At 54.2% G+C, this 24,242-nt stretch carries 26 protein-coding genes; 13 read left to right on the top strand and 13 right to left on the bottom strand.

Annotated features, from left to right (window positions below; genetic code table 11):
* Positions 1 to 114: 114 nt before the first annotated feature.
* The gene (locus J2I48_RS02505; protein ID WP_207333814.1) at positions 115 to 555 is read right to left on the bottom strand and encodes an SRPBCC family protein; all 441 of its coding nucleotides are present in this window, start codon (positions 553 to 555) and stop codon (positions 115 to 117) included.
* Between the two features lie 115 nt (positions 556 to 670).
* On the opposite strand from J2I48_RS02505, the gene J2I48_RS02500 reads away from it, so the two are divergent.
* Both J2I48_RS02500 and J2I48_RS02495 read left to right on the top strand, forming a co-directional pair.
* Positions 671 to 1,129, top strand: coding sequence for a DUF2147 domain-containing protein (locus J2I48_RS02500; RefSeq protein WP_207333813.1), 459 nt, complete (start codon positions 671 to 673; stop codon positions 1,127 to 1,129).
* 107 nt (positions 1,130 to 1,236) lie between these two features.
* Positions 1,237 to 2,364, top strand: a complete 1,128-nt coding sequence (locus tag J2I48_RS02495) for a flavin-containing monooxygenase (RefSeq protein ID WP_207333812.1) — start codon at positions 1,237 to 1,239, stop codon at positions 2,362 to 2,364.
* 54 nt (positions 2,365 to 2,418) lie between these two features.
* Here the strand turns inward: J2I48_RS02495 and J2I48_RS02490 are convergent, their stop codons facing one another.
* A complete protein-coding gene (locus J2I48_RS02490) occupies positions 2,419 to 3,438 on the bottom strand; it encodes a glycosyltransferase family 9 protein (protein WP_207333811.1) in 1,020 nt (339 codons plus the stop codon).
* 62 nt (positions 3,439 to 3,500) lie between these two features.
* Between J2I48_RS02490 and J2I48_RS02485 the strand changes: the two genes are divergently transcribed.
* Both J2I48_RS02485 and J2I48_RS02480 read left to right on the top strand, forming a co-directional pair.
* Positions 3,501 to 4,736: a M16 family metallopeptidase gene (locus J2I48_RS02485; RefSeq protein WP_207333810.1), complete on the top strand. Its 1,236-nt coding sequence runs from the start codon at positions 3,501 to 3,503 to the stop codon at positions 4,734 to 4,736.
* An 11-nt stretch (positions 4,737 to 4,747) separates the two neighbouring features.
* Complete coding sequence (locus tag J2I48_RS02480; RefSeq protein WP_207333809.1) at positions 4,748 to 5,074, top strand: nucleotide pyrophosphohydrolase; 327 nt, start codon at positions 4,748 to 4,750, stop codon at positions 5,072 to 5,074.
* Between the two features lie 230 nt (positions 5,075 to 5,304).
* Here the strand turns inward: J2I48_RS02480 and J2I48_RS02475 are convergent, their stop codons facing one another.
* Complete coding sequence (locus J2I48_RS02475; RefSeq protein ID WP_207333808.1) at positions 5,305 to 5,808, bottom strand: hypothetical protein; 504 nt, start codon at positions 5,806 to 5,808, stop codon at positions 5,305 to 5,307.
* Positions 5,809 to 6,052: 244 nt separating this feature from the next.
* On the opposite strand from J2I48_RS02475, the gene J2I48_RS02470 reads away from it, so the two are divergent.
* Together J2I48_RS02470 and J2I48_RS02465 are read left to right on the top strand one after the other, a co-directional pair.
* Positions 6,053 to 6,292, top strand: coding sequence for a DUF433 domain-containing protein (locus J2I48_RS02470; protein ID WP_207333807.1), 240 nt, complete (start codon positions 6,053 to 6,055; stop codon positions 6,290 to 6,292).
* Positions 6,293 to 6,298: 6 nt separating this feature from the next.
* Positions 6,299 to 6,655, top strand: a complete 357-nt coding sequence (locus tag J2I48_RS02465) for a DUF5615 family PIN-like protein (protein ID WP_207333806.1) — start codon at positions 6,299 to 6,301, stop codon at positions 6,653 to 6,655.
* 80 nt (positions 6,656 to 6,735) lie between these two features.
* Here the strand turns inward: J2I48_RS02465 and J2I48_RS02460 are convergent, their stop codons facing one another.
* The 3 genes from J2I48_RS02460 to J2I48_RS02450 form a co-directional block, all read right to left on the bottom strand.
* Positions 6,736 to 7,446, bottom strand: coding sequence for a hypothetical protein (locus J2I48_RS02460; protein ID WP_207333805.1), 711 nt, complete (start codon positions 7,444 to 7,446; stop codon positions 6,736 to 6,738).
* 138 nt (positions 7,447 to 7,584) lie between these two features.
* Positions 7,585 to 9,000 carry an APC family permease gene (locus J2I48_RS02455; RefSeq protein ID WP_207333804.1) on the bottom strand — a complete coding sequence of 472 codons (1,416 nt, stop codon included), beginning with the start codon at positions 8,998 to 9,000 and terminating at the stop codon, positions 7,585 to 7,587.
* Positions 9,001 to 9,027: 27 nt separating this feature from the next.
* Positions 9,028 to 9,840 carry a FecR domain-containing protein gene (locus J2I48_RS02450; RefSeq protein WP_207333803.1) on the bottom strand — a complete coding sequence of 271 codons (813 nt, stop codon included), beginning with the start codon at positions 9,838 to 9,840 and terminating at the stop codon, positions 9,028 to 9,030.
* A gap of 275 nt (positions 9,841 to 10,115) precedes the next feature.
* Between J2I48_RS02450 and J2I48_RS02445 the strand changes: the two genes are divergently transcribed.
* Positions 10,116 to 11,147 (top strand): S66 peptidase family protein, encoded by a 1,032-nt coding sequence (locus J2I48_RS02445; protein ID WP_207333802.1) that lies wholly within the window; start codon positions 10,116 to 10,118, stop codon positions 11,145 to 11,147.
* 112 nt (positions 11,148 to 11,259) lie between these two features.
* Positions 11,260 to 12,117 carry a KPN_02809 family neutral zinc metallopeptidase gene (ypfJ, locus tag J2I48_RS02440; protein ID WP_207333801.1) on the top strand — a complete coding sequence of 286 codons (858 nt, stop codon included), beginning with the start codon at positions 11,260 to 11,262 and terminating at the stop codon, positions 12,115 to 12,117.
* A gap of 108 nt (positions 12,118 to 12,225) precedes the next feature.
* Here the strand turns inward: ypfJ and J2I48_RS02435 are convergent, their stop codons facing one another.
* The gene (locus J2I48_RS02435) at positions 12,226 to 12,528 is read right to left on the bottom strand and encodes a hypothetical protein (RefSeq protein ID WP_207333800.1); all 303 of its coding nucleotides are present in this window, start codon (positions 12,526 to 12,528) and stop codon (positions 12,226 to 12,228) included.
* 352 nt (positions 12,529 to 12,880) lie between these two features.
* Between J2I48_RS02435 and J2I48_RS02430 the strand changes: the two genes are divergently transcribed.
* Entirely contained in the window at positions 12,881 to 13,987 is a 1,107-nt protein-coding gene (locus J2I48_RS02430) for an alcohol dehydrogenase catalytic domain-containing protein (protein WP_207333799.1), read from the top strand.
* A gap of 10 nt (positions 13,988 to 13,997) precedes the next feature.
* Entirely contained in the window at positions 13,998 to 14,801 is an 804-nt protein-coding gene (locus tag J2I48_RS02425; protein WP_207333798.1) for an alpha/beta hydrolase, read from the top strand.
* 83 nt (positions 14,802 to 14,884) lie between these two features.
* Here J2I48_RS02425 and J2I48_RS02420 read toward each other — a convergent pair whose 3' ends face one another.
* The 6 genes from J2I48_RS02420 to J2I48_RS02395 all read right to left on the bottom strand — a co-directional run bounded on the left by J2I48_RS02420 (position 14,885) and on the right by J2I48_RS02395 (position 20,820).
* Positions 14,885 to 15,304, bottom strand: a complete 420-nt coding sequence (locus J2I48_RS02420; protein ID WP_207333797.1) for a putative toxin-antitoxin system toxin component, PIN family — start codon at positions 15,302 to 15,304, stop codon at positions 14,885 to 14,887.
* Positions 15,301 to 15,525 carry a DUF8507 family protein gene (locus tag J2I48_RS02415; protein ID WP_207333796.1) on the bottom strand — a complete coding sequence of 75 codons (225 nt, stop codon included), beginning with the start codon at positions 15,523 to 15,525 and terminating at the stop codon, positions 15,301 to 15,303. The genes J2I48_RS02420 and J2I48_RS02415 overlap by 4 nt, the downstream gene beginning before the upstream one ends.
* A gap of 101 nt (positions 15,526 to 15,626) precedes the next feature.
* Complete coding sequence (gene clpB, locus J2I48_RS02410; protein ID WP_207333795.1) at positions 15,627 to 18,257, bottom strand: ATP-dependent chaperone ClpB; 2,631 nt, start codon at positions 18,255 to 18,257, stop codon at positions 15,627 to 15,629.
* Positions 18,258 to 18,405: 148 nt separating this feature from the next.
* Complete coding sequence (locus tag J2I48_RS02405; protein ID WP_207333794.1) at positions 18,406 to 18,903, bottom strand: peptidylprolyl isomerase; 498 nt, start codon at positions 18,901 to 18,903, stop codon at positions 18,406 to 18,408.
* Positions 18,904 to 19,255: 352 nt separating this feature from the next.
* Positions 19,256 to 20,293: a methionine synthase gene (locus J2I48_RS02400; protein WP_207333793.1), complete on the bottom strand. Its 1,038-nt coding sequence runs from the start codon at positions 20,291 to 20,293 to the stop codon at positions 19,256 to 19,258.
* A gap of 59 nt (positions 20,294 to 20,352) precedes the next feature.
* Positions 20,353 to 20,820, bottom strand: a complete 468-nt coding sequence (locus J2I48_RS02395; RefSeq protein WP_207333792.1) for a DinB family protein — start codon at positions 20,818 to 20,820, stop codon at positions 20,353 to 20,355.
* Positions 20,821 to 20,958: 138 nt separating this feature from the next.
* Between J2I48_RS02395 and J2I48_RS02390 the strand changes: the two genes are divergently transcribed.
* From J2I48_RS02390 to J2I48_RS02380, 3 genes are read left to right on the top strand one after another with little or no spacing between them, the layout of a single operon-like run.
* Positions 20,959 to 21,858, top strand: coding sequence for a cytochrome-c peroxidase (locus J2I48_RS02390; RefSeq protein WP_207333791.1), 900 nt, complete (start codon positions 20,959 to 20,961; stop codon positions 21,856 to 21,858).
* Between the two features lie 31 nt (positions 21,859 to 21,889).
* The gene (locus tag J2I48_RS02385) at positions 21,890 to 23,275 is read left to right on the top strand and encodes a WD40 repeat domain-containing protein (RefSeq protein WP_207333790.1); all 1,386 of its coding nucleotides are present in this window, start codon (positions 21,890 to 21,892) and stop codon (positions 23,273 to 23,275) included.
* 22 nt (positions 23,276 to 23,297) lie between these two features.
* Positions 23,298 to 24,212 carry a WD40 repeat domain-containing protein gene (locus tag J2I48_RS02380; RefSeq protein ID WP_207333789.1) on the top strand — a complete coding sequence of 305 codons (915 nt, stop codon included), beginning with the start codon at positions 23,298 to 23,300 and terminating at the stop codon, positions 24,210 to 24,212.
* The last annotated feature ends 30 nt before the right edge of the window (positions 24,213 to 24,242 follow it).

The raw sequence follows: 24,242 nt of genomic DNA, 5'->3' as shown, positions 1-24,242 counted from the left end.
GTTTAAGGGGTTTTTGTGTAGGAAGATACGCCGCAAAGTATTGACACTGTGTCATTTGGCCGCTACACTTTTGAGCCGCCTGAGCATAAAGTTTATTTAACGGTTGAAACCGCCCTATCCTCTACCGAATACGCGTCTATAAATTGGTTTTCGGTACATAAACTGCGCCCACAGCAACGGATAAAACAGGTAATCGAATAGCCGATTGGGGGTTTGAAACGTGATCTCGTCGGCGATGACCGTGCCCGTACCTTGTTCTATGAGGCGGTGTTTGTGGTGCCAGGCTTTTAGAAAAAACGGCAGTTTGGTACCCTGATCAATAAAGAAAATTTCGGCATCGGTGGTCTGCTGATCAATGATATCGCTGTTCCAGACCTGCTTGAAGAGGATAAAATTCAACTCCAGCGAAACCACATCGCCGGTCAGACAGCCATCGAAGCGCAGCACGGTCACGGGCGGAAACGGCGGGCTGAGCTGGTCGAAAAGTTGCCGGTCAAAGCCTGCCCATACGGCTTCCAAAGGTGCCTGCACCGGGGTGCGAATCGTGAGTTTCATTGGGGTAAGTTAAACGTTATAGCCCATAATGGCTCTAACAGGGCAGAAAGGCGAACGGATCGCTTATCTTTGTTTTCTGTCTTATTTCATAAACTAACCTTGTTTAACACAACGCATGACAACGCTTCGTTTCATCCTGCCGCTTCTGCTGCTTGCCTTCATCACTACATCATTTACCACCAAAACCCGGCTGGCCGAAAACCCCGACGCTGTGATAGGCACCTGGCTCAACGGCACTAAAAAAGGGCATATCCAGATCTACAAACAGGGCAACAAATACTTCGGTAAGCTGGCCTTCCTGACCGAACCCAACGACGCAGCCGGTAAACCCAAAGTAGACAGCAAAAACCCCGATGCCAAGCTCCGCAGCCGCCCCCTGCTGAACCTCAACCTGATGAACGACTTCGTCTTCGACGGCGACGATCAGTGGGAAGACGGCAAGATCTACAACCCCGAAGATGGCAAAACCTACAGCTGCTATATGAAACTCAATAACCCCAACACCCTGATTGTCAGAGGCTACGTAGGCATCAAAATGCTGGGCAAATCACAAACCTGGACGCGGATAAAGTAAAGAATGTACAATGAATAATGGACAATGTACAATGGCTTCGCGCTATTAGTATTCCAGCGCGGAACTATTGTACATTGTCCATTATTCATTGTACATTCTTTCAACCCATGCAAACAATCATCATCGGAGCCGGGCCGGCGGGGTTGGCGGTGGCGGGGCGGCTGACTAAGCTGGGCCTGCCGTTTACGCTGCTCGAAGCGGCCCCAACTGTAGGCGCGGCCTGGCGGAATCACTACGACCGGCTGCACCTCCACACCATCAAATCGGAGTCGTGCCTGCCCCACCTGCCCTTCCCCGACCACTACCCTAACTACGTCTCACGCGATGCGTTTGTGGCCTACCTGGAGCAGTACGTAGCCCATTTCGGCATTAAACCGGTGGTCAACGAGCGCGTTACGGGCATCCGCCGGGCCGACAAGGGGCACTGGCTGGTACGCACCAACACCGACACCTTCATTGCCGACAACGTAGTGGTCTGCACCGGCTATAACCGCGTGGCCAACCAACCCAACCTGCCGGGGCTGGATTCATTCACGGGCACGGTGCTACACAGTCAGTCGTACCGTAGCGGCGCTGCCTTTGCCGGGCAGAACGTACTGGTGGTAGGTATGGGCAATACCGGGGCCGAAATTGCCCTCGACCTAGCCGAACAGGGTGCCCAACCCACCATCTCGGTGAGGGGTCCGGTGAGCATTGTCAAGCGCGAAGTATTTGGCCGTCCCGCACAGCCGCTGGCTATTTTCCTGAACAAATTCCCCCACTGGTTCTACGATTTCATGGCCGGGCTGTCGCAGAAAATGAATACCGACGACCTCTCGGCCTATGGGATTCAGACACCACCGCATCCGCCCTCCTACATGATTCGGGTGCTGGGCAAGATTCCGGTGATCGACCAGGGTACGGTGGCACAGATCAAAGCGGGGACTATTGCCGTCCGCCCCGGCATTGACCAAATCCACGAACTGGGTGTCACCTTCACCGACGGTCGCCACGATGTGTTCGACGCCATTGTGCTGGCCACGGGCTACCGCAGCGGCCTCTCGGAGATTCTGGGTGAAGCGTTGAGCCGCAAAATTCTGAACGAGAAAGGCCACCCCCGCGGCCTCTGGGACACCAACCCCGCCCTGAAAGGCCTTTATTTCCTCGGCTTCGCCACCCCCCTCACCGGCATTCTGAGAGGCATCCGGCTCGATTCGGAGCGAGTGGTCAAAGCAGTGGTAAGTGATGAGCGGTAAGCGATGAGTTTGCTGCCGCTAGAGCAGATACGCTGGCGGCAGCAAACTCATCGCTTACCGCTCATCACTTACCACTTCTTCTATTTCAATCCCATACGCACACCGGAAGTGGCCCAGGGGGCAGGTGGGGCGGCCATGGAGGTTGCATGGTTTGCAGGTGAGCAGTTCGCGGGCTTCCACGATGCGGGCATTGTCGGCGAGGGGGCCAAAACCGAAGGCGGGCGTGGTAGAACAAAAGATGGCTGTGGTGGGCGCGTTCATGGCCGAACACAGGTGCAGCGGGGCCGAATCGTTGACGTAGTTCATCACCGCCCCCTGCATGAGCGCCGCCGACTGCAACAGGCTGAGCTTACCTGCTAAATTCACCACCCGACCACTACCCGACTGTTGCCGAATGGCCTCGCAGGCAGGCAAGTCCGGCGGCGCACCCAGCAGATACACCGGCCCGGCATGGCGCAACCCGGCAATGACGTTCACCCAGCCATTGGCCGGGAACTGCTTTGTGAACCAGACTGACGTAGGAGCAATGCACACGTAGTCACCCATTTGGTAGGGCTTCACGGCGGCATAATCGGCAGGTTGTGGGTAGAGCTTGGGGCGGGGCTGGCGGGTGCCAAAGTTACCAAGCGGTCGTAGCAGGTCGGCGTTGCGGTCTACTTCGTGGCGGGTGGGGCCGAGGTTATTATCAGGATTACCCCCAATCTGGTGCGGCACGCGATGGGTAAACCAAGCCGAAAACGGGTTTTTGTCGAAGCCAATGGTGGTGCCTGCGCCCGAAAACGCTGTGAGCAAACCCGTGGCGCCGAAGCGTTGCAGATTCAGTACTACGTCGTAGCGGGAAGCCCTGATTTGCGCGCCCAGTTGCCAGAGATTTCGGTACTTTCGTTTCTTTTTTTTCCAGATAAGTACCTGATTCAGAAAGGGATGATCCGTAAATAGCGATTCATTTCCCTGCCGCACCAATAGGTCGAGCGTAGCGCTGGGATAGTGGTCGTGCAGTTGTTCAAGCAGGGCACTGGCCAGGATAACGTCGCCAATAAATGCGGTTTGAATGATGAGGAACCGGCCCGGCATGGATAAGGTTATTTTAACAAGTTACACGCGCAAAGTTAGTTGCGTACTCATACCATTTGCCTTTGGACGATTATCAATTGCACACCCTGCCGAACGGCATTCGCATTGCCCATAAACAGGTGCTTCATACCCAGATTGCCCACGTTGGCCTTATGCTCGACATGGGTAGTCGCGACGAACAGCCTCATCAGCAGGGTCTGGCTCACTTCTGGGAACACATGGCGTTTAAGGGTACCGAACACCGGCAGGCCCACCACATCATCAACCGCCTGGAAAACGTGGGCGGCGAACTAAACGCGTACACCACCAAAGAAAAAATCTGCTTCCACGCCTCGCTGCTGGGCGTTCACGTGGAAAAAGCGATTGAACTCCTGGCCGACATCACGTTTCATTCCACCTTTCCCGAACGCCAGATCGAGCGCGAACGGGGTGTGATTCTGGAAGAGATGTCGATGTATTACGACTCGCCGGAAGACGCCATTCAGGACGATTTCGACCAGCTTGTATTTCCCAACCATCCGCTGGGCTACAACATCCTGGGTACGGCCGACACCGTCAATTCATTCAATAAAGACAGCCTCCGCCAGTTTATCGACGAAAACATCGACACTGAGCGGATCGTGTTTGCGTCGGTGAGCAACATGCCGTTTCAGAAGGTGGTGAAGATGGCCGAGAAGTACCTCCGCGACATTCCGGCCAAACGGTCGGGACGGGTGCGGCAGGCCCCCACGGGCTACGTGCCACTGACCGAGCAGATGAAGCGGCCCATTACGCAGGCGCAGTGCGCGTTTGGCCGTACTGCCTATGGCCTCACCGACCCCAAACGCCTGCCGTTTTTCATGCTCGTAAACCTGCTGGGTGGGCCCGGCATGAACTCGCGCCTGAACATGAACCTGCGCGAACGCTGCGGCCTTGTCTATTCTATCGACGCCAGCTACACGCCTTATCTGGACACGGGTTACCTCGGCATTTACTTCGGCACCGACTCCAAACAGATTGACCGGAGCCTGACGCTCATCCAGCGAGAATTCAAATTGCTTCGCGAAAAACCCTTGACAACCAGTCAGTTGCACAATACAAAAGAGCAACTGCGCGGTCAACTGGCTATGGCCGAAGAAGGTAACAACAGCTTTATGCTGATGATGGCCAAGAGCTTGCTCGACATTAACCGGGTGGAACCCCTGCCCGATATTTTCAGCGAAATTCAAGCCGTCACCGCCGCCGAACTACAAGACCTAGCCGTAGAAATGCTCGACGAAAAAGAATTCAGCACGTTGCTGTTCATGCCGGAAAACTGAACATAAAAGACATGACCCTTCGTAACGCGCAAGACACTGTCGATGAGTGGATAAAGACTGTGGGAGTACGCTATTTCGGCGAGCTGACCAACATGGCGATCCTGACCGAAGAAGTAGGCGAACTGGCCCGGATCATATCGCGTCGCTATGGTGAACAGTCCGAAAAAGAATCGGATAAAAACCGCGACCTCGGCGACGAAATGGCCGACGTGCTATGGGTGCTGATCTGCCTGGCTAACCAAACCGGCATCGACCTCACCGAAGCCTTCGCCAAGAATCTGGAAAAGAAAAACACCCGCGATGCCACCCGGCACCTGGATAACGAGAAGTTGAGGTGAGAAATAAGAAATAAGAGGTGAGAAATAAGAAATAAGAGGTGAGAAACAAGAACGTTGATGATCTTACTTCTTATCCTCCCGTCACCATGGCCTATGTCTGGCCACACCCTGGCCTGTGTCTCCACAGGCCTACGCTCGCGCAAGCAATCTGGACGCGTAAGCTGACGCAGGCGTAGGCCTGTGGAGACACAGGCCAGGGTGGCGGCAAGTCCTGTCGCACGCCCCCCTCCCTACTGCGAAATCGTGAACTTGGTACCTGACTTGGTGAGGGTCACGTTGTTGCCCCGTGTAGAGCCGAAATAATTGGCACCCGTGGCAGCGGCGAGGCTAGCCGCGAAAGAACCCGTCACGACATACGTCTTTTTGTCGTTGATCCCTTTAAACGTCAGCGTATAGGGCTTAGCCGTTATGCCTGTTTTGTAGGCCACTACTATCGTATAATCTTCGTCGGGTGCTGAGGCCGCTATATCTGTCGACACCGTGCCGTTGTCATTGGGGCCAATGGTGCCCCCCTGCGGATTGGAGGCAGCACTGTAGGTGCTCTTCCGGTAGATATACAGGTCTAGGTCGGTGGTGGTGGGGGTTTTATCGTAGGTTACTGTCAGGTTAAGTCCCCCCGCATCGGTGATCACATTGTCGGGAACGGCGGGGTCGGTTGTTTTTTTACAACCCTGAAAGAGTATGGCCGATAAAGCGGCCACGAGCAAGGTGTGTGAGGTACTGGTGCGCGACATAAGCGTGTGTTGGTTTTGTGTGATTACTGGCTAACGGTTCCCCTCATATGTTGGGCCATTCAGTCAGTGCAACTTATCAGTTGCTACACAGGGTATACTATATCACTTACCTACCGGTTACCAGATGCACCATTAGCTACTGAACGGTCTTTCGCAACACTATCCAGTAGTTGATCAATATGTTGCGACAGGCAACTTTATCCCGTTTAAAGCTGTATGTTCGTTAACGCAATCTTGGACTATCATGGAAAATCTCCTTGCCCGTGTTACGCTGAATCCGGCAGTTAGTCAGGGCAAACCTACGCTGCGAAACATGCGGTTTACGGTGGCCCAACTGTTAGAATTATTGGCTGCCGGTATGACCAACGGAGAAATTCTGGCCGACTACCCCTATCTGGAAGAAGCTGATATACAAGCCGCGTTGCTATATGCAGCGCACATTGCTAACGCTCGATCAATCGTTTCCTTCCCCTTTGTAGCTTAATCTGCTGTGGTGAAGTTTATAATCGACACGCAACTGCCGCCCATGTTGGCAACATACTTTCGGTGGAAAGGCTCCGACGCAATTCATACCACCCATTTTCCAGATGGGCATCTGTTGCAAGATGCTGAGATCGGTAGAATTGCCTTGACAGAAGACCGAATTATTGTTACGAAAGATTCCGACTTTCCGGATTCATTTTTTCTGAAAGGCCCGCCACCACGCGTACTTTATCTTCGATTAGGCAATATGCGAAACAGAGACCTCACTGCATTCCTAGAAACTCGATGGGACACAATTCAAGAGCTGATCAATCAGAATGCGGGCATGATTGTATTAAGTAGAGAGCAACTTATCAGTTATTAATCTATTGAACAGGAAGCGTTCGAAGCATGACAGTAATACGTCTACACTATTTACAGCTAGTTCTAATCAATTTAATTTGATTAAACTTTATCTAAGATATCACTCAATTCTAATCGTAATGCACGACTATTCGCCCAAAAATCTGGATTTTCCGAGAATACTATCTCTGTCACTTTAAGAAGCCAATTTTTATAAACATCAAAGTTTGGGTTTGAACACAACTTCATGATTATTAATTTTTTCTCAGGTGTCATACCGCCTAAATATTGATGAAGTTCTATGTGCGGTATTTTGTTAATAATTTCGTCGTTTATATATTGAATATCTGCGTATTGCGACCAAAATGGCTCTAAATATAGACCAACTTGCCTACTTACTTCTTCGGCAAATATGGTAACGAGCGTCTCATTTTTGTAAAAATTGTCCTCATAATAAGGATGTAAGTTTTTCCATATGCTTGAATGCCCAGGCATATTTGGTTCGTATGTGAGAGTAGCTCCAGGCCTTGAATTGTCTAGCTGCGAGTCTATATACTTAATAATCAGTGGCCGGAGTATTATATCGACAGCAGATAATTCAATAGCGGCCAAAAACCCGCAGTAACGCACTACATCATCAACGTACGGATGAGCCTCAAACCCAATACTAAATATATTTTTATTCACAGGTAAAGTACGACAATACCTTGAATTTACTGAGTCAAATTCAATCAGCGTGAAACCAATAGATTTCATATCCATAGCTTTTCGCCAACTCTCTATCACCGGAACGTTAATTGAATCTATAATCATTTTATTAGTTTATAAATTTATTAAATAATCATTTTAAACAATTAAATCCTGAATCATCAAATGATATAATTAATACATAAAATCAATTTTATCATTTAATAATTACAAATAAGAGACTCAGAAAGTATTTATACCTTATCAATCTGTAGTTTTTCCCTTCCGTTTGCTCCAGTAGAAATAGAACGGTACCCCCGTGGCCATGAGCAGCAGGCCGATGCCGGCTTCGTAGGGGCGGTTGATGAGCGTGTTTACGATCAGGTAGCCGCAGAAGAGCAGGAACAGGCCGGGCACTACGGGGTAGCCAATGACTTTGTAAGGGCGGGGAGCGTCGGGCATGCGGCGGCGGAGCAGGAAGACGCCTACGGTGGTGGCTCCGTAGAAAATGAACGACGCGAAAATGAGCATGTCCGTGAGGGCGTCGAATGAGCCGGAGAGGACCAGCAGGGTGGTCCAGGCACCCTGTAAGCGGAGCGACCGCGAGGGGGTATTGAACGTAGGGTGCAGGTGATTGACCCGGTTGAAAAACATGCCGTCTTTCGCCATGGCATAAAACAGCCGCGACGACATCAGCAAACTACTACTGCAACAGTTGAATGTAGACACCAGCAGCAGGCCCGAAATAGCCAGCGCCCCTACCCTGCCGGCCATGGTGCCCGCCACCTCAATGGCGGCAATGCTGTTGGGCTTTTGGGTCAACGCGGCCAGGTCGGCTACGGGCATCACATAGAGGTAGGCCACGTTCATGAGCAGGTAAAACGCCATGATAATGAGCGTGCCTATGGCCAGCGCCAAGGGCAGGTTCCGCGCTGGTTTTTCAATTTCGCCGCCAATGTAGCCCAGGTTGCTCCAGCCCTCATACGACCAGAACGCACTCAGACACGCTAGGGCCAGCGCACTTGCCAGCGCATTGCCCGACAGCCCCGTAGCCACCGGTTTCAGGTGCTCGACACTGCCCGCCGACGAGAAAAAAGCCGTGAGCATAAACAGCAGCATCACCACCACCAGGATAATCACCAGAAACCGGCTGATGGCCTCGCCCGTGCGCAATCCCCTGATATTGAACAAGGTAAGCGACCAGACCAGCACAATGGCTAGCAACTTCACGCTCAGGTTGTCGAGCGGGTGCAGCCCCAGCAGCGAGATATCGGCCAGCGAGGCTGGGGTGGCGGGCAGAGGCACCAAGCTATTGACCGACTGCGCAAAGACGTAGGCAATGGAGGCAATAGACGAGGTACGCACCACGGCGAAGTTGGTCCAGCCAAAGAGAAAGGCAAAAAAGCGGTTGTAGATGGTGCGGAAGTAGGCGTACTCGCCGCCATCGCTGGCCAGCATACTGGCCACTTCGGCATTGCTGAGCGTACCGGCCAGGCTCACTAGCCCCGCCAGCAGCCAGGCCGCCAACACCAGCGTGGGCGACCCCAGTTCGGCCGACATGGGCACCACTTTTTTGAAAACGCCCGTACCGATTACGGCACTGATGACAAAAATAATGGCTGAAGTCAGACCAATTTTAGGCCGGCTAGCCACGGCACTCGTTGAGGGAGTAGGGTTCATGGTGGCTAAGATACGCGCCACGACGTGTTAATCCGACCCAATGTCGCCACCAGCTACCAGCACGGTTTCGCCGGGGTTCAGGTGGCGGAGTTGCCGGTGGCCCAACAGCAGGTTGAGCGTACCGTCGAGGAGGGTTACGCGGGTTTGTCCATGCTGACTATCGACCGAAAAATGAGTGCCGGTGGCTTCGGCGGTAAGGTTGTCGGTATGCACCCGGAACGCATTGGCGGCACCGTGGCCGGTAGGGTTAACGACCTTGAATTCGGCGGCCCCGGTAAGCCAAACGGCACGGGTCAGCTCGGCCTGATCATCACCGTCGGCGGCGCTTTCACGGGCAAAACCACGGGGCGTATAACGTAACTGACTGTGAGGCAGTAATTTCACCGACGACCCATCGGGCAGCTCGATTTGCCGGGCGGCGCTGGTCGTCGTAATCAGGCGCGATGTTTCGGAGGTGTACTGTTTAAAAACGGTCCAGCCCACCAGCAAGATCATGCCGAGGCTGGCAGCTACGGCCCGGCCAAAGTACCACCACCCCACCGCTGACCGCACGGCCGGTTGCAGCGGGCGCACATCGTCAAGATCCTGCAACGACCCCCGAATGCGACCCCAAACGCTATGTACTTCGTCGGTGTGCAGGGCGGGCAGCGTAGCAACGGGCTGACTAATCTGTTTCACGAGTTGCCGGGCCTCATAAACGAGGTCTTCGCACTGGGGCTGGTGCTCCAGAAAACCCTGCCAGTGGGCCGACAATTCGTCGTCGTCGGGCATTTGTACCCACCGCACGAACATGTCGTCCATGGCTAGCTCAATCGCTGAATAGTGCGCGTAGGGCTTCATGTGGGGGTGGCTACTGGATGTTAGAAGTTGGATGCTGGATATTGGATGTTGGATGTTGGCTATTTGGCAGCGACTGGTCTATTTTTATCTAGCATCCAATATCCAGTGTCTAACGTCTGGTATCCAACGTCCAGTGTCTAACATCTTCTCTCTGCAAAGGCTTTGCCAATTGGCTTCTACTGGAACGGTTAATAAAGAGAAAGAGCCTTTTCTGGCGGCTGAAAAAAGCCGTAATTGAGCCATTGGCCAATCTTTTTTCTAGCCACAACAAACCTATGCTCTCCCGCCGCAATTTGCTTAAAACCGCCCTGCTGGCCCCGGTGGTTCCCCACTTGGGTGCCAATTTGACCCCGCCACTGCTGAAACCACCCCGCCTGAAACCCGGCGACACCGTGGGCCTGTTTTGCCCCGCCGCCCCTGCTTACAGCCGCGAAACCGTACAGGTCACCCTCGAATCGTTGCAGGCGCTGGGGCTGAAAACAAAACTCGCGCCCCATTTCTACGACCGCTATGGCTACCTGGCCGGACGCGACGAAGACCGCGCCGCCGACCTCAACGCTCTCTTCGCCGACTCGTCGGTGCAGGCGGTGATGGCCATGCACGGCGGCTGGGGTTGCGCCCGCCTGTTGCCCCTGCTGGACTATGAGCAGATAGGCCGAACGCCCAAAATCATCATCGGCTATAGCGACATTACGGCCCTACTGCTGGCCATTAACGCCAAAACGGGTCTGGTCACCATGCACGGTCCCGAAGGCGCCGCCACCTGGAATAGCTTCACGGTCAATTGGTTGAAGCGTATTTTGATGGATGGCGAGGCCGTTACGCTGCAAAACCCCACCACCAAAGGCGACACCCTCACCCAAACCACCGACCGTATCACGACCCTGCGCCCCGGCACCACCCGCGGCCGCCTGGTGGGGGGCAACCTCACGGTGCTGAGCCACCTGGTGGGCACCCCCTACCTCCCCGATTTCAAGGAGGCTATACTCTTCCTGGAAGACGTACACGAAGACGTGTATCGCATGGACCGGATGCTGGCACAGCTGAAACTGGCGGGTATCCTGAGCCAGTTGGCGGGGTTTGTCTTTGGCAAGTGCACCCGTTGCGAACCCGACAGCGGCGGCGGCTACGGCTCACTGACGCTGGAAGAAATCCTGGATACTTACATCAAACCACTCAACATACCGGCGTTTTCGGGTGCCATGATCGGCCACATCACCGACAAGTTTACGGTGCCAGTAGGGCTTGGTGCCGAAATCGACGCGGGGCGGGGTACCATCCGGCTATTGGAGTCGGCGGTGAGTTGACTTGGGCGGTATGGCCTGGCGGGTCCGGTGGCTGGCCCAATGGGTAGGGGACTTTGCATCTTTGGGGGCATATGGCGTTCTTTCGGTCCTAAAAATTAAATCAGACAAGACAATGCGTTGGTTAGGAGGTCGTGAAAGTGACAATGTAGACGACCGCCGGGGTGGCGGCGGGGGTATGATCGTGGGCGGGGGTATTGGCACCCTCGTTATTGCGCTTGTGGTGTACCTATTGGGCGGCGATCCCTCGCAGGTGTTACAAAACGCCCCTGATCAGCAACAAACTTCGGCCTCAGCACCTGACGGCCCACAGCCTGACGACGCGGCGGCTAGTTTCACCAAAAAAGTATTGGCCAGTACCGAAGACGTCTGGACCAAGCTTTTTGCCGAACAAAATGCCCGGTATCCTGCCCCCACGCTGGTGATGTTTCGGCAGCAAACGTCGTCGGGTTGTGGTGGTGCGTCGGCAGCATCTGGCCCGTTCTATTGCCCCGCCGACCAGAAAGTGTACATCGACCTGTCGTTTTACGACGAGATGGCGCAGCGCTTCAAAGCCCCCGGCGACTTTGCGATGGCCTACGTGATTGCCCACGAGATTGGGCACCATATTCAGAAGCAGATGGGCACGATGGATAAAGTCGATGCTGCCCGCGGGCGTCTCAGCGAGGTACAAAACAACCGCCTGTCGGTCCGCCTCGAACTTCAGGCCGACTTCTTGGCTGGCGTTTGGGCGCACCACGCGCAAAACCAGAGTTTCGTACTGGACGAGAGTGACGTGGAAGCCGCACTACGCGCCGCCAACTCTATTGGCGATGACCGTATTCAGCAGGAAACGCAGGGGCAGGTAGTGCCTGATGCCTTCACCCACGGTACGTCGGCGCAGCGGGTATACTGGTTCAAGAAAGGCCTGAAAACCGGCGACATCAGTCAGGGAGATACCTTCAATAGCCGCGAAGACGCCAATTTGCAGTAAGGCTGTCTTAACGTTTTACTTGCATAAAAAAGCCCCCTGCTAGCAGGGGGCTTTTTTATGCAAGTATATGACGGTGGGAACGGAACAATAATCGGTATCAATGCTGAGCTAAATAGCCTGATGGGTCAAAGCAGCGGATGGGGTCATGCCACCATAGATCAATGCTTTCAGGCGGTCGAATACCTGACTCATGCGTCCTGGCTGTTCGTATAGACTATCGGGCGTAAGGTTACCTGCTTTGAAAAACACAATCTGCTCATCATCAACACGAACAATAGACAGCGAATCACTGGCTAGTATGTTGTTGTTCATCAGCAAATCAGCAGCATAGGCACGAGCTTCGGCGGCAGTATCGGCGTAGGCAAAATGCGTTTGCTGGCCGTAATTATAGGTTATCAGGTACGGTTTCATCTGCGTTTCTCTTTAGGTTAGGCAATAGTACGAGGGCCTTATGAGAAAACAAATCAGATGATGATAAAAAAAGAATTAAATCTATGAATTAACTATGAAATCGAGTAATTATACTTAGAATCCCATTCCCCAATTGTAGAAATCTTACCTATCTATCAACCCTTATGCCAAAGCTTTTTCGACATTGTTTATCGGGGGGCGCCTTAACCAATTCTCGTCAGGCAGTAGCCAGGATAGGCGTGGGCGGCACTTGATCTGATAACCGACGGCGTAAAAGGCACATTGCATTCGCTTTTGCCAAAGCAACCACCCACAAGTGTCGCAGGGGGCTTCACTAAACCCACCACGTACTATGCACATACAAGCTGCCATTGCCTCCGGAAACGGGACATTTCTGATCGATACTATCCAGGTAACTGAACCCCAGGGCGACGAAGTGTTGGTACTAATGAAGGCCGCCGGCATTTGCCATACCGATTATGATTCGCTGTCATGGGGGAAAACCATCATCATGGGCCACGAAGGGGCAGGGGTGGTACAGGCCGTGGGGCCGCTGGTGCGCAGTGTGCAACCCGGCGACGCGGTCATTCTCAACTGGGCTATTCCCTGCGGCCATTGTTTCCAATGTTTGGAAGGCAATCAGCACATCTGCGAGATCAATTCGCCTGTAACAGCCGGCAACCGGGTCAGTGGTGGGCACGCCGCCCTGGAGCGCACCACCTACCAGGGTAGGCCGATTGAGCGGTCGTTTAGTTTAGGTACATTATCAGAAGCCACAGTGGTGCGCGAGGCCGCCGTGGTGAAGACCACCGTGCCCATTTCGTTTCCGGCAGCGGCCATTGTGGGTTGCGGCGTTATGACGGGCGTAGGGTCGGTGATCAACGCGGCGCAGGTGAAGGCGGGGCGGTCGGTGGTGGTGGTGGGCACGGGGGGCGTGGGACTGAACGTGATTCAGGGTGCGCGCATTGCCGGGGCAGGCATGATCATCGCCGTCGACGTGAACCCCAACCGGCTGGCAATGGCCACCCACTACGGGGCCACCCATACCATCCTGGCCGACCGCTCCGATCACCTGTTGCAACAGGCTGTGGTGCAGGTGAAAGCCCTCACTGGTGGTCGTGGGGCCGATTATGCCTTTGAATGCACCGCCATTGCCGAATTGGGTGCCGTGCCGCTGGCCATGGTGCGCAACGCCGGGGTGGCCTGTCAGGTGAGTGGTATCGAGCAGGAGATCACCATCGATATGCGGTTGTTTGAGTGGGACAAAGTCTACATCAACCCCCTCTACGGCAAGTGCCGCCCCCAAGTCGACATTCCCATTCTACTGAACCTCTACCAAAAAGGCGACCTTCTGCTTGACGACCTAATCACCCGCACGTATACTCTTTCACAACTCGATGAAGCCTTCGACGACATGCTCAACGGCCGCAATGCGAAGGGAGTCGTACTGATGAACTAACCTCTGCACTATGCCCTTCCGTACCATCGAAATCTCGGACCCGCGCTTTGAGCACGACGGGCTACGACACATCACCGTGAAGACGCCAAACCTGGCGGGCCGCGGCGACATAACCCTCTGGCTTCCATCTGACTCAAACGAAAAAGAGCCACTTCCGCTGGTGCTGCTGTTGCATGGTGTGTATGGTAGCCACTGGGCGTGGGCACTCAAAGGCGGTGCTCACCTGACAGCCGCACGGCTGATTGGGGAAAGACAAATAAGCCCCGTAGCGCTGGCTATGCCGTCAGACGGCCTGTGGGGCGACGGCAGTGGTTACCTCCCTCATCACCAACGCCAGTTCGACCGCTGGATTACCGACGACGTGCCGCCCGCAGTGGCTGAAGCCGTAGGCAGCAACGTCCAGTTCTCACCTGATCTGTTTATTGCCGGGCTGTCGATGGGTGGGTTTGGGGCGCTCCGGCTGGCGGCTCGCTATCCCCACCGGTTTCGGGCCGCCTATGGGTTGTCGTCTATTACGCACCTGGATCAGTTGCCGCTGTTTGTGGAAGAACCCCGCAGCGACTATGCCCAACCCGACCCCACCAACGAATCAGTATTGGCCCTGATGCTGAAAAACCGCGACCATCTCCCACCCTTCCGCTTCGATTGTGGCACCGACGATGTGCTCATTGACCATAACCGCGCCCTGCACCAGCAACTAACGGAAGCCCAGATTCCGCATGGCTACGCAGAATACCCGGGCGGGCACGAATGGCCGTATTGGGAAGAACACCTCACCGATGCGCTCCTTTTCTTTGACCACCACCGAAGCTAGGGACAACAACAAAAAGCCCCGACCGCTTTCGCAGCCGGGGCTTGGTTTACAGATTCGAATCTAATCAAGTGTCAACTGGTGAGCTAACTATTTTCTTCCAGCAAGGCAAGAAATTCATCGGCGTTGACAACGCCAATACGGGGAAAGGCGTTTTCTTTAACTACGTTAAAGTCTGTGTCGTATGTAATAATATAGTCTGCGCCAGCAATCAATCCTGCATCAACAAATTTATTATCATCGAAATCTTCAGTAACAAGGCCCCAGGTAAATGGCGTTCCTACGCGAATTACATGGGGCATCTTAGTTAAAAATTCCAGGAAATTAGTAGCGACAGTGCTATTGGTTTTCTGGGTTAGAATTTCCTGATATTCCAACAAAATGGCCGTACTAACCACCAATTCGATGTGGCCAGTAGCTATAGCGTTAACAATTGGCCTGTAGCGTGATAGCTTTGGCAAGGCTGCCAATAAAACATTCGTATCAACCAAAACCCGCATGGTCATGGTTGGTACGCTGTGCGTTCATGGCCTTTCGCCCATGTATCGAATGTAGACTGATCCCAACCGCTTTCGTTGACGAGACGGTCCATCTCGGCATCTGTCTTATCCAGAAAATATTGCGCCAACAGCATACGAATCTCAACCAATTGTTCGTCTGGCAGTGAGTAGGCAAACGTCTGTAGCAGTTCCAGTTGCAGGTTGGTTAGTTTAGTCGGAGCGACCATATTGTCAAACTGTTAGTGGCAACCAATGTAGTAAACAAAGATAGCAAAAGCCCCGACCGCTTTAAACGCAGCCGGGGCTTGGTCAAGGCAGTTAATGCGGATTAGATCTCGATCTCGCCACCCACGTTTTCAAACGTCACCTCACCGTCGGTGTCTACGTCCATCAGCACAATGCTATCTTTCTTGACGTGGCCCGCCAGGATCTCTTTCGAGAGGGCGTTGAGCACACGGCGTTGCAAGACTCGCTTTAGCGGACGGGCACCAAACGTGGGGTCAAACCCTTCTTCGCCCAGCTTATTTAGGGCGTCGTCGGTAGCGTCGAGTTGAATGCCGCTCTCGGCCAGGCGTTGCTGAATTTGTTTGAACTGGATGCTCACGATCTGCCGGATGTTGGCTTTTGTCAGCGGCTCGAACAGCACGATCTCGTCAATCCGGTTCAGGAATTCGGGGCGGATGGTTTGCTTCAGCAGGTCCATCACCTCATTCTTGGCCTCCTCTACCACCAGCGTATGGTTCCAGCCTTCATCTTCAGCAAACTTGGCCTGAATGATGTGGCTGCCCAGGTTGGAGGTCATGATGATGATGGTGTTCTTGAAGTTCGCCACGCGGCCTTTGTTATCCGTCAGCCGACCTTCGTCCAGCACCTGCAACAGAATGTTCCAGACGTCGGGGTGGGCTTTTTCGATCTCGTCGAGCAAGATTACGCTGTAGGGCTTGCGACGCACGGCTTCCGTCAGTTGGCCACCTTCGTCGTAGCCTACGTAGCCCGGAGGCGCACCAATCAACCGGCTCACGGCGTGGCGTTCCTGGTACTCGCTCATATCGATCCGCACCATCGCGGTCTCGTCGTTGAAGAGGTATTCGGCCAGGGTGCGGGCCACTTCGGTCTTACCCACGCCGGTGGTTCCCAGGAAGATAAACGAACCAATGGGCCGCTTGGGGTCCTGCATACCGGCGCGGCTGCGGCGCACGGCGTCGGCCACCACTTCAATGGCTTCAGCCTGACCGGCCACCCGCTTGCCCAGTTCTTTCTCCAGGTTCAGGAGTTTGTCGCGGTCGCTTTGCAGCATCTTCTGCACCGGAATACCTGTCCACTTGGCCACTACCTCGGCAATGTCTTCGGCAGTCACTTCTTCCTGCAACATCCGGTCGGTAGTGGGGGCAGTTTCGGCAGTGCCTAGGTTGTTGAGTTTTCCTTCCAGTTCGGGAATGCGCCCGTAGCGGATTTCGGCCACTTTGCCATAGTCACCAGCGCGTTCGGCCTGCTCGGCTTCAAACCGCAGCTGATCGAGCTGCTCCTTCAGCGTGCGGCCCTCGTTGACCGACGCTTTTTCGGTTTCCCACTTGGCTTTCAAATCGTTACGCTCTTCGCTGAGATCAGCAATAAGCCGGTTCAGCGACGATTCTTTCTCTTTGTCATTCTCCCTACGAATAGCCTCACGCTCGATTTCCAACTGCATAATGCGCCGGTTCAGTTCGTCCAGTTCTTCAGGCACCGAGTCCATTTCCAGGCGCAGTTTGGCAGCAGCTTCGTCCATTAGGTCGATAGCTTTGTCGGGCAAAAAACGGTCGGAAATGTAGCGGTTCGAGAGTTCCACGGCGGCAATGACGGCATCGTCTTTGATGCGCACACCGTGGTGGAGTTCGTATTTTTCCTTGATACCCCGCAGGATCGAAATGGCGTCGGGCACGTTGGGTTCATCGACCATCACGGCCTGGAAACGACGTTCCAGCGCTTTGTCTTTCTCGATGTACTTCTGGTACTCCTTCAACGTGGTTGCCCCAATTGTATGCAGCTCCCCACGCGACAGGGCCGGTTTGAGGAGGTTGGCGGCATCCATCGCGCCTTCGCCGCTGCCCCCCGCGCCAATCAGCGTGTGGATCTCGTCGATGAACAGCACGATCTCGCCTTCTGAGTCGGTCACTTCTTTGATGACCGCTTTGAGGCGCTCTTCGAACTCCCCTTTGTATTTGGCCCCGGCAATGAGCAAGCCCATATCGAGCGACACGATGGTCTTCGATTTCAGGTTCTCCGGCACGTCGCCCGACACGATGCGTTGGGCCAGGCCTTCTACAATGGCGGTCTTACCCACGCCCGGTTCGCCGAGCAAAATGGGGTTATTTTTGGTGCGGCGGCTCAGGATCTGCAGCACACGCCGTATTTCTTCGTCGCGACCAATGACCGGGTCAATTTTGCCGGTGCGGGCGCGTTCGTTCAGGTTAACAGAGTAGCGTTCCAGCGACTGATAGGTCGCTTCGGCATTTGGGTTTTTCACGGCGTTGTTTTTGCCCCGAAGGGTCTTTATGGCTTCTTTAAGGTTCTTTTCGGTAAAGCCCACGTCTTTCAACAGCGTGGCTACGGCATCTTTTCCACCCAGCAAACCCAGCAGCAGCAACTCCACGCTCACGTATTCGTCGCCGAAGTCTTTGAGCGAGCTGGTAGCCCGCTGCATGGCCGCGTTAAGGTCGTTGCTGAGGTAGATGCCCTGTTGGTCTGTGCCGCTGATAACTACTTTGGGATAGCCCTTCACGATGGCGTCGAGCGCCAGGTTAAGGCGGCTCACATCGGTCCCCACGGCTTTGGCCAGAAAGCCCGTAGCGTTGGGATCTTCCTCCAGAATGGCCTTTAGCACATGTCCGGTTTCAACGGTTTGTTGGCTATTGCCCTGCGCCAGTTGGGCGGCATACTGTACCACCTCCTGCGCCTTAACGGTATATTGGTTGAGATTCATGGTTCAGGTTGTGTGTCCGGTGTTCGGTGCACAACCCTATCTAAACAAATCTCGATCCGTAGCTGTTTTCAGGCCAAAATGGCAGTTTTTATATGATTAGGGGGCATATTTAAGCCAAAATGGCAAGGCAGTATACCAGCGAAAGCCCCTATTCTACCCGTAATAAAATATGACGGGTTTTATAGACATCGCCCTTGACCGAAATTAATTGAGCAATATGATAACCGTATTCTGTTTTAAATGGCGGTGACAGTTCACCAATTGATAGTTTTGAAATGGCATCCCGATAATCATCTACGTATTGATCTGCATTTCTCGGAATTAACTCACCCCCATTTCTATACGACCCCGGATCCTGCGAATAATCGACAGCAAGGTCATGAAAGTTATACCCATTCTGAAGCATTTTATACAGTGATTGAATTTCTATGTTAGCCGTCGAATCCGTATATCGTTTATTGTTGTTCGTCTCCCAACTATACATGGGAACGATTACTGTTTTGCCATCAACAGCCTGAATTTGTTTATTGAATTGCATTTGTGATGCCCAAAATAGCGAATCTACTTGTGTGCCTTGCTGCCCAAACGAATTCGTCTTGTGAAGTACCAGAAAGGATAACAGCGTGCAGAGTAGGGCATTTTTCATAGCATAAACTGATTTTCCAGATGACCCGAACATTGGCGTAACCGTTGAAAGAAGGGCTTCAATTTTACCATTTTGTCAATTCGCTCAATCCTGATCCATCCCTCGTCCCATCAGGGACGTAATAGCGTAGCGTCGGTAGGGAAGGGGTGCCCCGCAAGCCGTTAAGTCCCGTCAGGGACGCAACAGCAGCTACAAATTATTTCGTCCCTGACGGGACTTAACGGCTTGCGGGGCACCCCTTCCCTACCGACGCTACGCTATTACGTCCCTGACGGGACGATAGGGCGAATCGACAACCTTTCTTCTGTTAACGACCCCTATCGGAGTTTGTGAGGGCTTCAACTTGTTGCTCTCACACCAACCCCAACTCCTGCCGGATGATTTTTGCGCCCGCCACCATATTTGTTAGCTTTTGTTTGGTAGCCCAGCGTGCTGTTTGACTCATGCCACAGTCGGGGGCCACGGCCAGTTTATTGGCAGGCACGTAGGGCAGGCATTTACGAATTCGTTCGGCCACATCGTCGGGCGTTTCGATGTAGTAACTTTTCACATCAATAACGCCCACCGCCACGTCGAATTTTTCGGCGAAACGCTCCAGTAAATGCACTTCCGAGAAATTAAGAATCGTCATCTCCGAATGCAGTTCATCGACGGTCATATCCAGAAAATTGGGTAGCATGGGCGCGATGCTTTTTTTGCCTACCGACCGGCCTTTGTAATTACCAAAACAGAGGTGCATCGATAGCCGCGTTTTACTCACGCCGGGGGCCACCGTGCGGTTGAAAATATCGACAAACCGTTTCGTGTCTTCGCGGTAGGCGTAGCAACTCATCGACGGCTCATCGACGCAGATTTCTTCCACGCCTAGCGCCACCAGGTCTTCTATTTCTTTGCGCACCATAGGCAAAAGGGCTTCAGTCACCTCCCAACGATCTTTGTAGAATTCGCCCGGAAGTAGTCGTCCACTGAGCGTATAAGGACCGGGGATCGACATCTTCAGGTGCTGACCAGCGGGGGCCAGCCGCTTCAGGCGCTGGTATTCCTCCACCACACCCAGGCCACGCGGGGCCGTGAGGGGCTGCGTGATGGTGTGCTTGCCGCGCTGATCGTGGGCGGGCGGACCAAACTTGCGCAGTTCGGTATCGTTGTTTTGGATGCCCTTGATGTAGCCGTAGAACGACAGGTTAAAATCGAACCGGGTTTGTTCGCCGTCAGTGATCACGTCGAGACCAGCCGTAGTTTGGTCGTGGATGGCGGTGATAACGGCATCTTCGATCATCTCGTTGATGTCGGCGGGGCCAAACTGATCGAGGTGTTGGGTGGCATGTTCGAGCCAACCGGGGAAAGGCATTGAGCCAACAACGGTAGTTTTAACGGGTACAGGCTGCACAGCGAATAGGGTTTGACTTCTGAGCTTCGTTTGTGTAATAAACGATGTCATAACTGAATTTACCCATTCTTCGCTGAAGCTGCCAACCGCATAATACTCAGAAAATGATGCGCTTCGTGAAGCAGGAAGAACTCAGTCCAGCCTTCAAGGTCCATTGCGCCAAATGTAGGGTGAGTACCGGTCCGGCGCAGTTGTATATCAGTAAGGGTAGCCAGCGTGTGGTTAAGTGCGGCCCTATCCTGTTTCAGTTGCGCTAGTAGCTCAGTAGTAGTAAGAACCAGCCAGGGGGCAAAATTGGGGTCATCATCGGCTATATACCGGTCGAAATGGGGTTGGTCGGTTTGACAGATGAGGTCGATACGCTGCTGAAACACAACCTGATACCGGGCCAGGTGTGCTATCTGCTCAAAAATTGACCACTTACCAGGCTGACCCTGTTGTTGTAGTTGCTGCACGGACAGGCCAGCCAACAGGTCGTCGAGCGCGTTGAGCTGATTGTGGAACCGGACAAATCGGGAATGGTTCATAGCCTATTGATGCAGAAAGACTTATAAATTATTTATTCGGCAGGTATTCGATTACAAAAATGATTGACCCTAGCTTACTTTTGATGTCCAACTAATAATCGCCACTATTCACCTACACTACCACTTAATTAGTTACGCGTGTTCACTTTGCTGGTCAATACCTGCATTCATTACGTACTGCTGCTGGCCTTTTGCCTTGCTCCGGTGCTATTGACCGCGCAGCCTGCTTCTAAAATAGATGCAGTTGAGCTGGGCCGTATGTTATTTTTCGACCCTGTTCTGTCAGGAAATTATAAGCGAAGCTGCGCCTCATGCCACCGCCCGCAAAAGGCCTTCACTGACCAGCGGGTTACAGCGCGTGCCTACGCATTCGCCCAAAATCTGGCTATAAATACCCCTACCCTGCTGGGTGCTGCCCGCCAGAGAACGTTCTTCCACGACGGCAGAGCGGGTAGCCTGGCCCTGGTGATTCAGTCGGTGCTGACCAACCCGACAGAGCTAAACAGCAGCTATGCTCAGCTTACGGCCCGGCTTAGCAGCAGCCGTACATACCGAACGTGGTTTGAGCAGGTATACAGCCAAAAACCGTCGGAACAGACTATCAACAAGGCCTTGATTGCTTACCTGAACCAGCTGGCAAGTTCGGGTAATCGGGCAGTGGAGTCACCACCGGTAGCCACCAACGCCGCTGCCCAGCTCTTTGCTGATGCAGGCTGCGGCACCTGCCATCCCGCCCCCACTTACCGCGATGGAAAACGGCACGAAGTAGCACCCGGCCGTTGGGTACGTACGCCTGGCCTGCGCTATTTGCCCCTCACGCCGCCCTACCTTGCCGATGGCACCGCCCCCACGCTGGAAGCCGTGCTTACCAGCCCGTTTCATGCCCGACAACGGCTAGTAAACGTAGCTAACCAAAAGCGTTTAGTACTGTTTCTCAATAGCTTACCCGCCGATACGACTGGTCTGGCCAGCGCGATGCCTTCGGCGTTACCCGATATCCCCGGCGCACCCACGCGGCGCGTTGGGGGGAGTTATTAACCAGTTAATTAATCCATTTAATGACAGAAAAATGATTAAGATTTACCTTCTCACTGCTCTGCTGAGCACCTCCCTGCTGTTGCCCTCTGCTGCAACAGCACAGGCCACTAAAATGACGCTCGAAGTGAACACGGGCGCACCCGTTCTTTCGCTCGATTACAGCCCCGACGGAAAACGCATTGTCACGGGCGGACAGTCGCGCAATATCACCATCTGGGATGCCGTCAGTGGCGAACAGATGCTGGTATTGAAAGGCCATACCGACGACGTCGTGACCGTTCGCTACAGCCCCAATGGGCGTTATATTGCTTCCGGCGGCGTTGATAACACGCTCATTCTCTGGGATGCTATCACCGGCGATATTCTCCGCAAACTGACCGACCACACCGATTACGTGCGCGACGTGGCCTTCAGCCCCGACTCCAAACTGATTGCCTCGGCCAGTTGGGATGGTCGCTCTATTGTCTGGGAAACATTCAGCGGCATCAAGGTAGCCACCATCGATGCTCACCACGACAACGTAACCTCGGTAGCGTTTAACCCCAAAGGCACTGAACTACTCACCGCCAGTGGTGACCGCAGCATCCGGGCGTGGGACACCAAAACATGGCAGCAGAAGTACGTCCTGCTGGGCCATACCGACGAAGTATGGGATGCCCGCTACAGCCCCAATGGCCGCTATGTGGTGGGCGGTGCCTGGGACAACACCGCCCGCGTCTGGGATACCGAAACGAAGCAAATGATCTACACCTTTCCGGCCCACGTGTCAGACACCTGGACGGTGGCTTTCAGCCCTGATGGTCAGTTGATTGCCACGGGTGGCGGCGACCATAAGGTAAAGCTTTGGGACATGGCCACGGGCCTGCTCATTACCGACGTATCGGGCACGTTGCACAGCGCTGAGGTGGAAAGCGTCATGTTTCAGCCCGACGGCAAATCCCTGGCCAGCGTCAGTCGCGACGGAACACTGAAGCTCTGGCGTATGCCTACCACCGACGACCGCGTGGCAGCCTGCATGACCACGGGTATGCAGCAGTGGAGCGTGCGCGGTGAGTTTGAGAAAACCGACGATTTCCAGCGGCGAATGGACAAAAAAGAAAAACAGGCCGACCAGCTAACCCGCGAATGCCGCGATAAAATCATCAATAAATTTGGCAACACTGTAGACTGGCAGGCTTTTGTGGTTGGCCCCTACGATGCCGACAGCGAGACATACCTGTTGCAATCGAGAATGTTTGGCGACCGCTACCGCATTAAAGTGCCCCCCCGTGATGCCGCCAAAGTGAGGGATAATTTCGCCAAAACGAGCTACGGCATTCCTTCTTTCGACGTGGAAAATAACACCGTGGTGCTCAAGCGCGTCGACGTAACCATTCCGATCGACGACTACCAGAAAACATACACCATTTTCCGCTAGAGCAATGGCTATGAAACAATGCATGCTAGCGGGATTACTGTTGGCGGGTTATCTGGCACAGGCCGAAGCCCCCGCTACCCTACCACGCCGCGAATTTCGGTATCAGTCGGCCAACGCGGGGCGGGCCACCTATAGCCACGATGGCCGCCTGGTGCTGGTAGCCTCGGCCAAGCGGTCGCAGATTGGTATCTATCACGGACGTACGGCCCTGCTGGTGAGCGAGTTTCGCGGACACCGGCAGGTAGTGGGCAGCTTGGCTTCCTGGCCCGACCGCGACACTATCGCGAGCGGCGATGCCAGCGGACGGCTGCTGTTCTGGCAACCAAAAACGGGCAACATAGTGGGCCGGGCGCAGGTCCCTGGGCGGGTGGTGGCGCTGCAACCACAACCAGGCGGAACGCTGGTGGCCGTGCTGACAACCAAGACCGCCAACCTGGTCAACAGTGCCTCCGGCAAGCGGTTGGCCTTGCCCGTGCCCCCCGGCAAGCTGCCTGTCTCGCTCGTTTTCAACGCCGACGGTTCGCAACTAGCCATGGGCTACGTTGATGGCAACGTGACCGTGTATGACCTGAAAACACACCAACAACGGCGGGCCAAACCGTTCAGTACGCCCGTTCGTTCGCTGGCTTTCCGGACCGACAGTCTGCTGGCTACCGCCGGTACGCCCGGTCTATTTGTGTGGCAATATGCCGCCTCGGAACCAGGACAGATTCTGGCTGTCACCAAAGCTCTTGGGTCGGTGGCGCAACAGCGTGCACAGGGCCTGCTGCTAGGGACACTCACCGGCGAGGTGCTGCGTTACGACCTCGACACCCGCGCCGAAACGGTCATCTCCACGGCTAAGTCGCCCGTGCGGGAATTGGTGGTAAACCCCCACGAACGGCTGGTATTGGCCAACTACGGACAAGCCGCCCCGAAATCATGGCTATTGCGTTGAGTTTAATGTCTAAGGTTGCTTCGCGCTCGT

The organism is Fibrella aquatilis (genome assembly GCF_017353255.1).
Classification (GTDB): Bacteria; Bacteroidota; Bacteroidia; order Cytophagales; family Spirosomataceae; genus Fibrella; species Fibrella aquatilis.
The sequence above is the reverse complement of the archived record's forward strand: the minus strand, read 5'-3'. Positions and strand labels throughout refer to the sequence as shown.

Coding starts and splice junctions, on each gene's coding strand:
- J2I48_RS02495 (WP_207333812.1), top strand. CDS start 1,237: ATGCAAACAATCATCATCGGAGCCGGGCCGGCGGGGTTGGCGGTGGCG.
- J2I48_RS02450 (WP_207333803.1), bottom strand. CDS start 9,840: ATGAAGCCCTACGCGCACTATTCAGCGATTGAGCTAGCCATGGACGAC.
- J2I48_RS02475 (WP_207333808.1), bottom strand. CDS start 5,808: ATGTCGCGCACCAGTACCTCACACACCTTGCTCGTGGCCGCTTTATCG.
- J2I48_RS02395 (WP_207333792.1), bottom strand. CDS start 20,820: ATGAACCATTCCCGATTTGTCCGGTTCCACAATCAGCTCAACGCGCTC.
- J2I48_RS02460 (WP_207333805.1), bottom strand. CDS start 7,446: ATGATTATAGATTCAATTAACGTTCCGGTGATAGAGAGTTGGCGAAAA.
- J2I48_RS02480 (WP_207333809.1), top strand. CDS start 4,748: ATGACCCTTCGTAACGCGCAAGACACTGTCGATGAGTGGATAAAGACT.
- J2I48_RS02490 (WP_207333811.1), bottom strand. CDS start 3,438: ATGCCGGGCCGGTTCCTCATCATTCAAACCGCATTTATTGGCGACGTT.
- J2I48_RS02500 (WP_207333813.1), top strand. CDS start 671: ATGACAACGCTTCGTTTCATCCTGCCGCTTCTGCTGCTTGCCTTCATC.
- J2I48_RS02425 (WP_207333798.1), top strand. CDS start 13,998: ATGCCCTTCCGTACCATCGAAATCTCGGACCCGCGCTTTGAGCACGAC.
- J2I48_RS02470 (WP_207333807.1), top strand. CDS start 6,053: ATGGAAAATCTCCTTGCCCGTGTTACGCTGAATCCGGCAGTTAGTCAG.
- J2I48_RS02430 (WP_207333799.1), top strand. CDS start 12,881: ATGCACATACAAGCTGCCATTGCCTCCGGAAACGGGACATTTCTGATC.
- ypfJ (WP_207333801.1), top strand. CDS start 11,260: ATGCGTTGGTTAGGAGGTCGTGAAAGTGACAATGTAGACGACCGCCGG.
- J2I48_RS02420 (WP_207333797.1), bottom strand. CDS start 15,304: ATGACCATGCGGGTTTTGGTTGATACGAATGTTTTATTGGCAGCCTTG.
- J2I48_RS02445 (WP_207333802.1), top strand. CDS start 10,116: ATGCTCTCCCGCCGCAATTTGCTTAAAACCGCCCTGCTGGCCCCGGTG.
- J2I48_RS02455 (WP_207333804.1), bottom strand. CDS start 9,000: ATGAACCCTACTCCCTCAACGAGTGCCGTGGCTAGCCGGCCTAAAATT.
- J2I48_RS02380 (WP_207333789.1), top strand. CDS start 23,298: ATGCTAGCGGGATTACTGTTGGCGGGTTATCTGGCACAGGCCGAAGCC.
- J2I48_RS02435 (WP_207333800.1), bottom strand. CDS start 12,528: ATGAAACCGTACCTGATAACCTATAATTACGGCCAGCAAACGCATTTT.
- J2I48_RS02405 (WP_207333794.1), bottom strand. CDS start 18,903: ATGAAAAATGCCCTACTCTGCACGCTGTTATCCTTTCTGGTACTTCAC.
- J2I48_RS02385 (WP_207333790.1), top strand. CDS start 21,890: ATGATTAAGATTTACCTTCTCACTGCTCTGCTGAGCACCTCCCTGCTG.
- clpB (WP_207333795.1), bottom strand. CDS start 18,257: ATGAATCTCAACCAATATACCGTTAAGGCGCAGGAGGTGGTACAGTAT.
- J2I48_RS02415 (WP_207333796.1), bottom strand. CDS start 15,525: ATGGTCGCTCCGACTAAACTAACCAACCTGCAACTGGAACTGCTACAG.
- J2I48_RS02505 (WP_207333814.1), bottom strand. CDS start 555: ATGAAACTCACGATTCGCACCCCGGTGCAGGCACCTTTGGAAGCCGTA.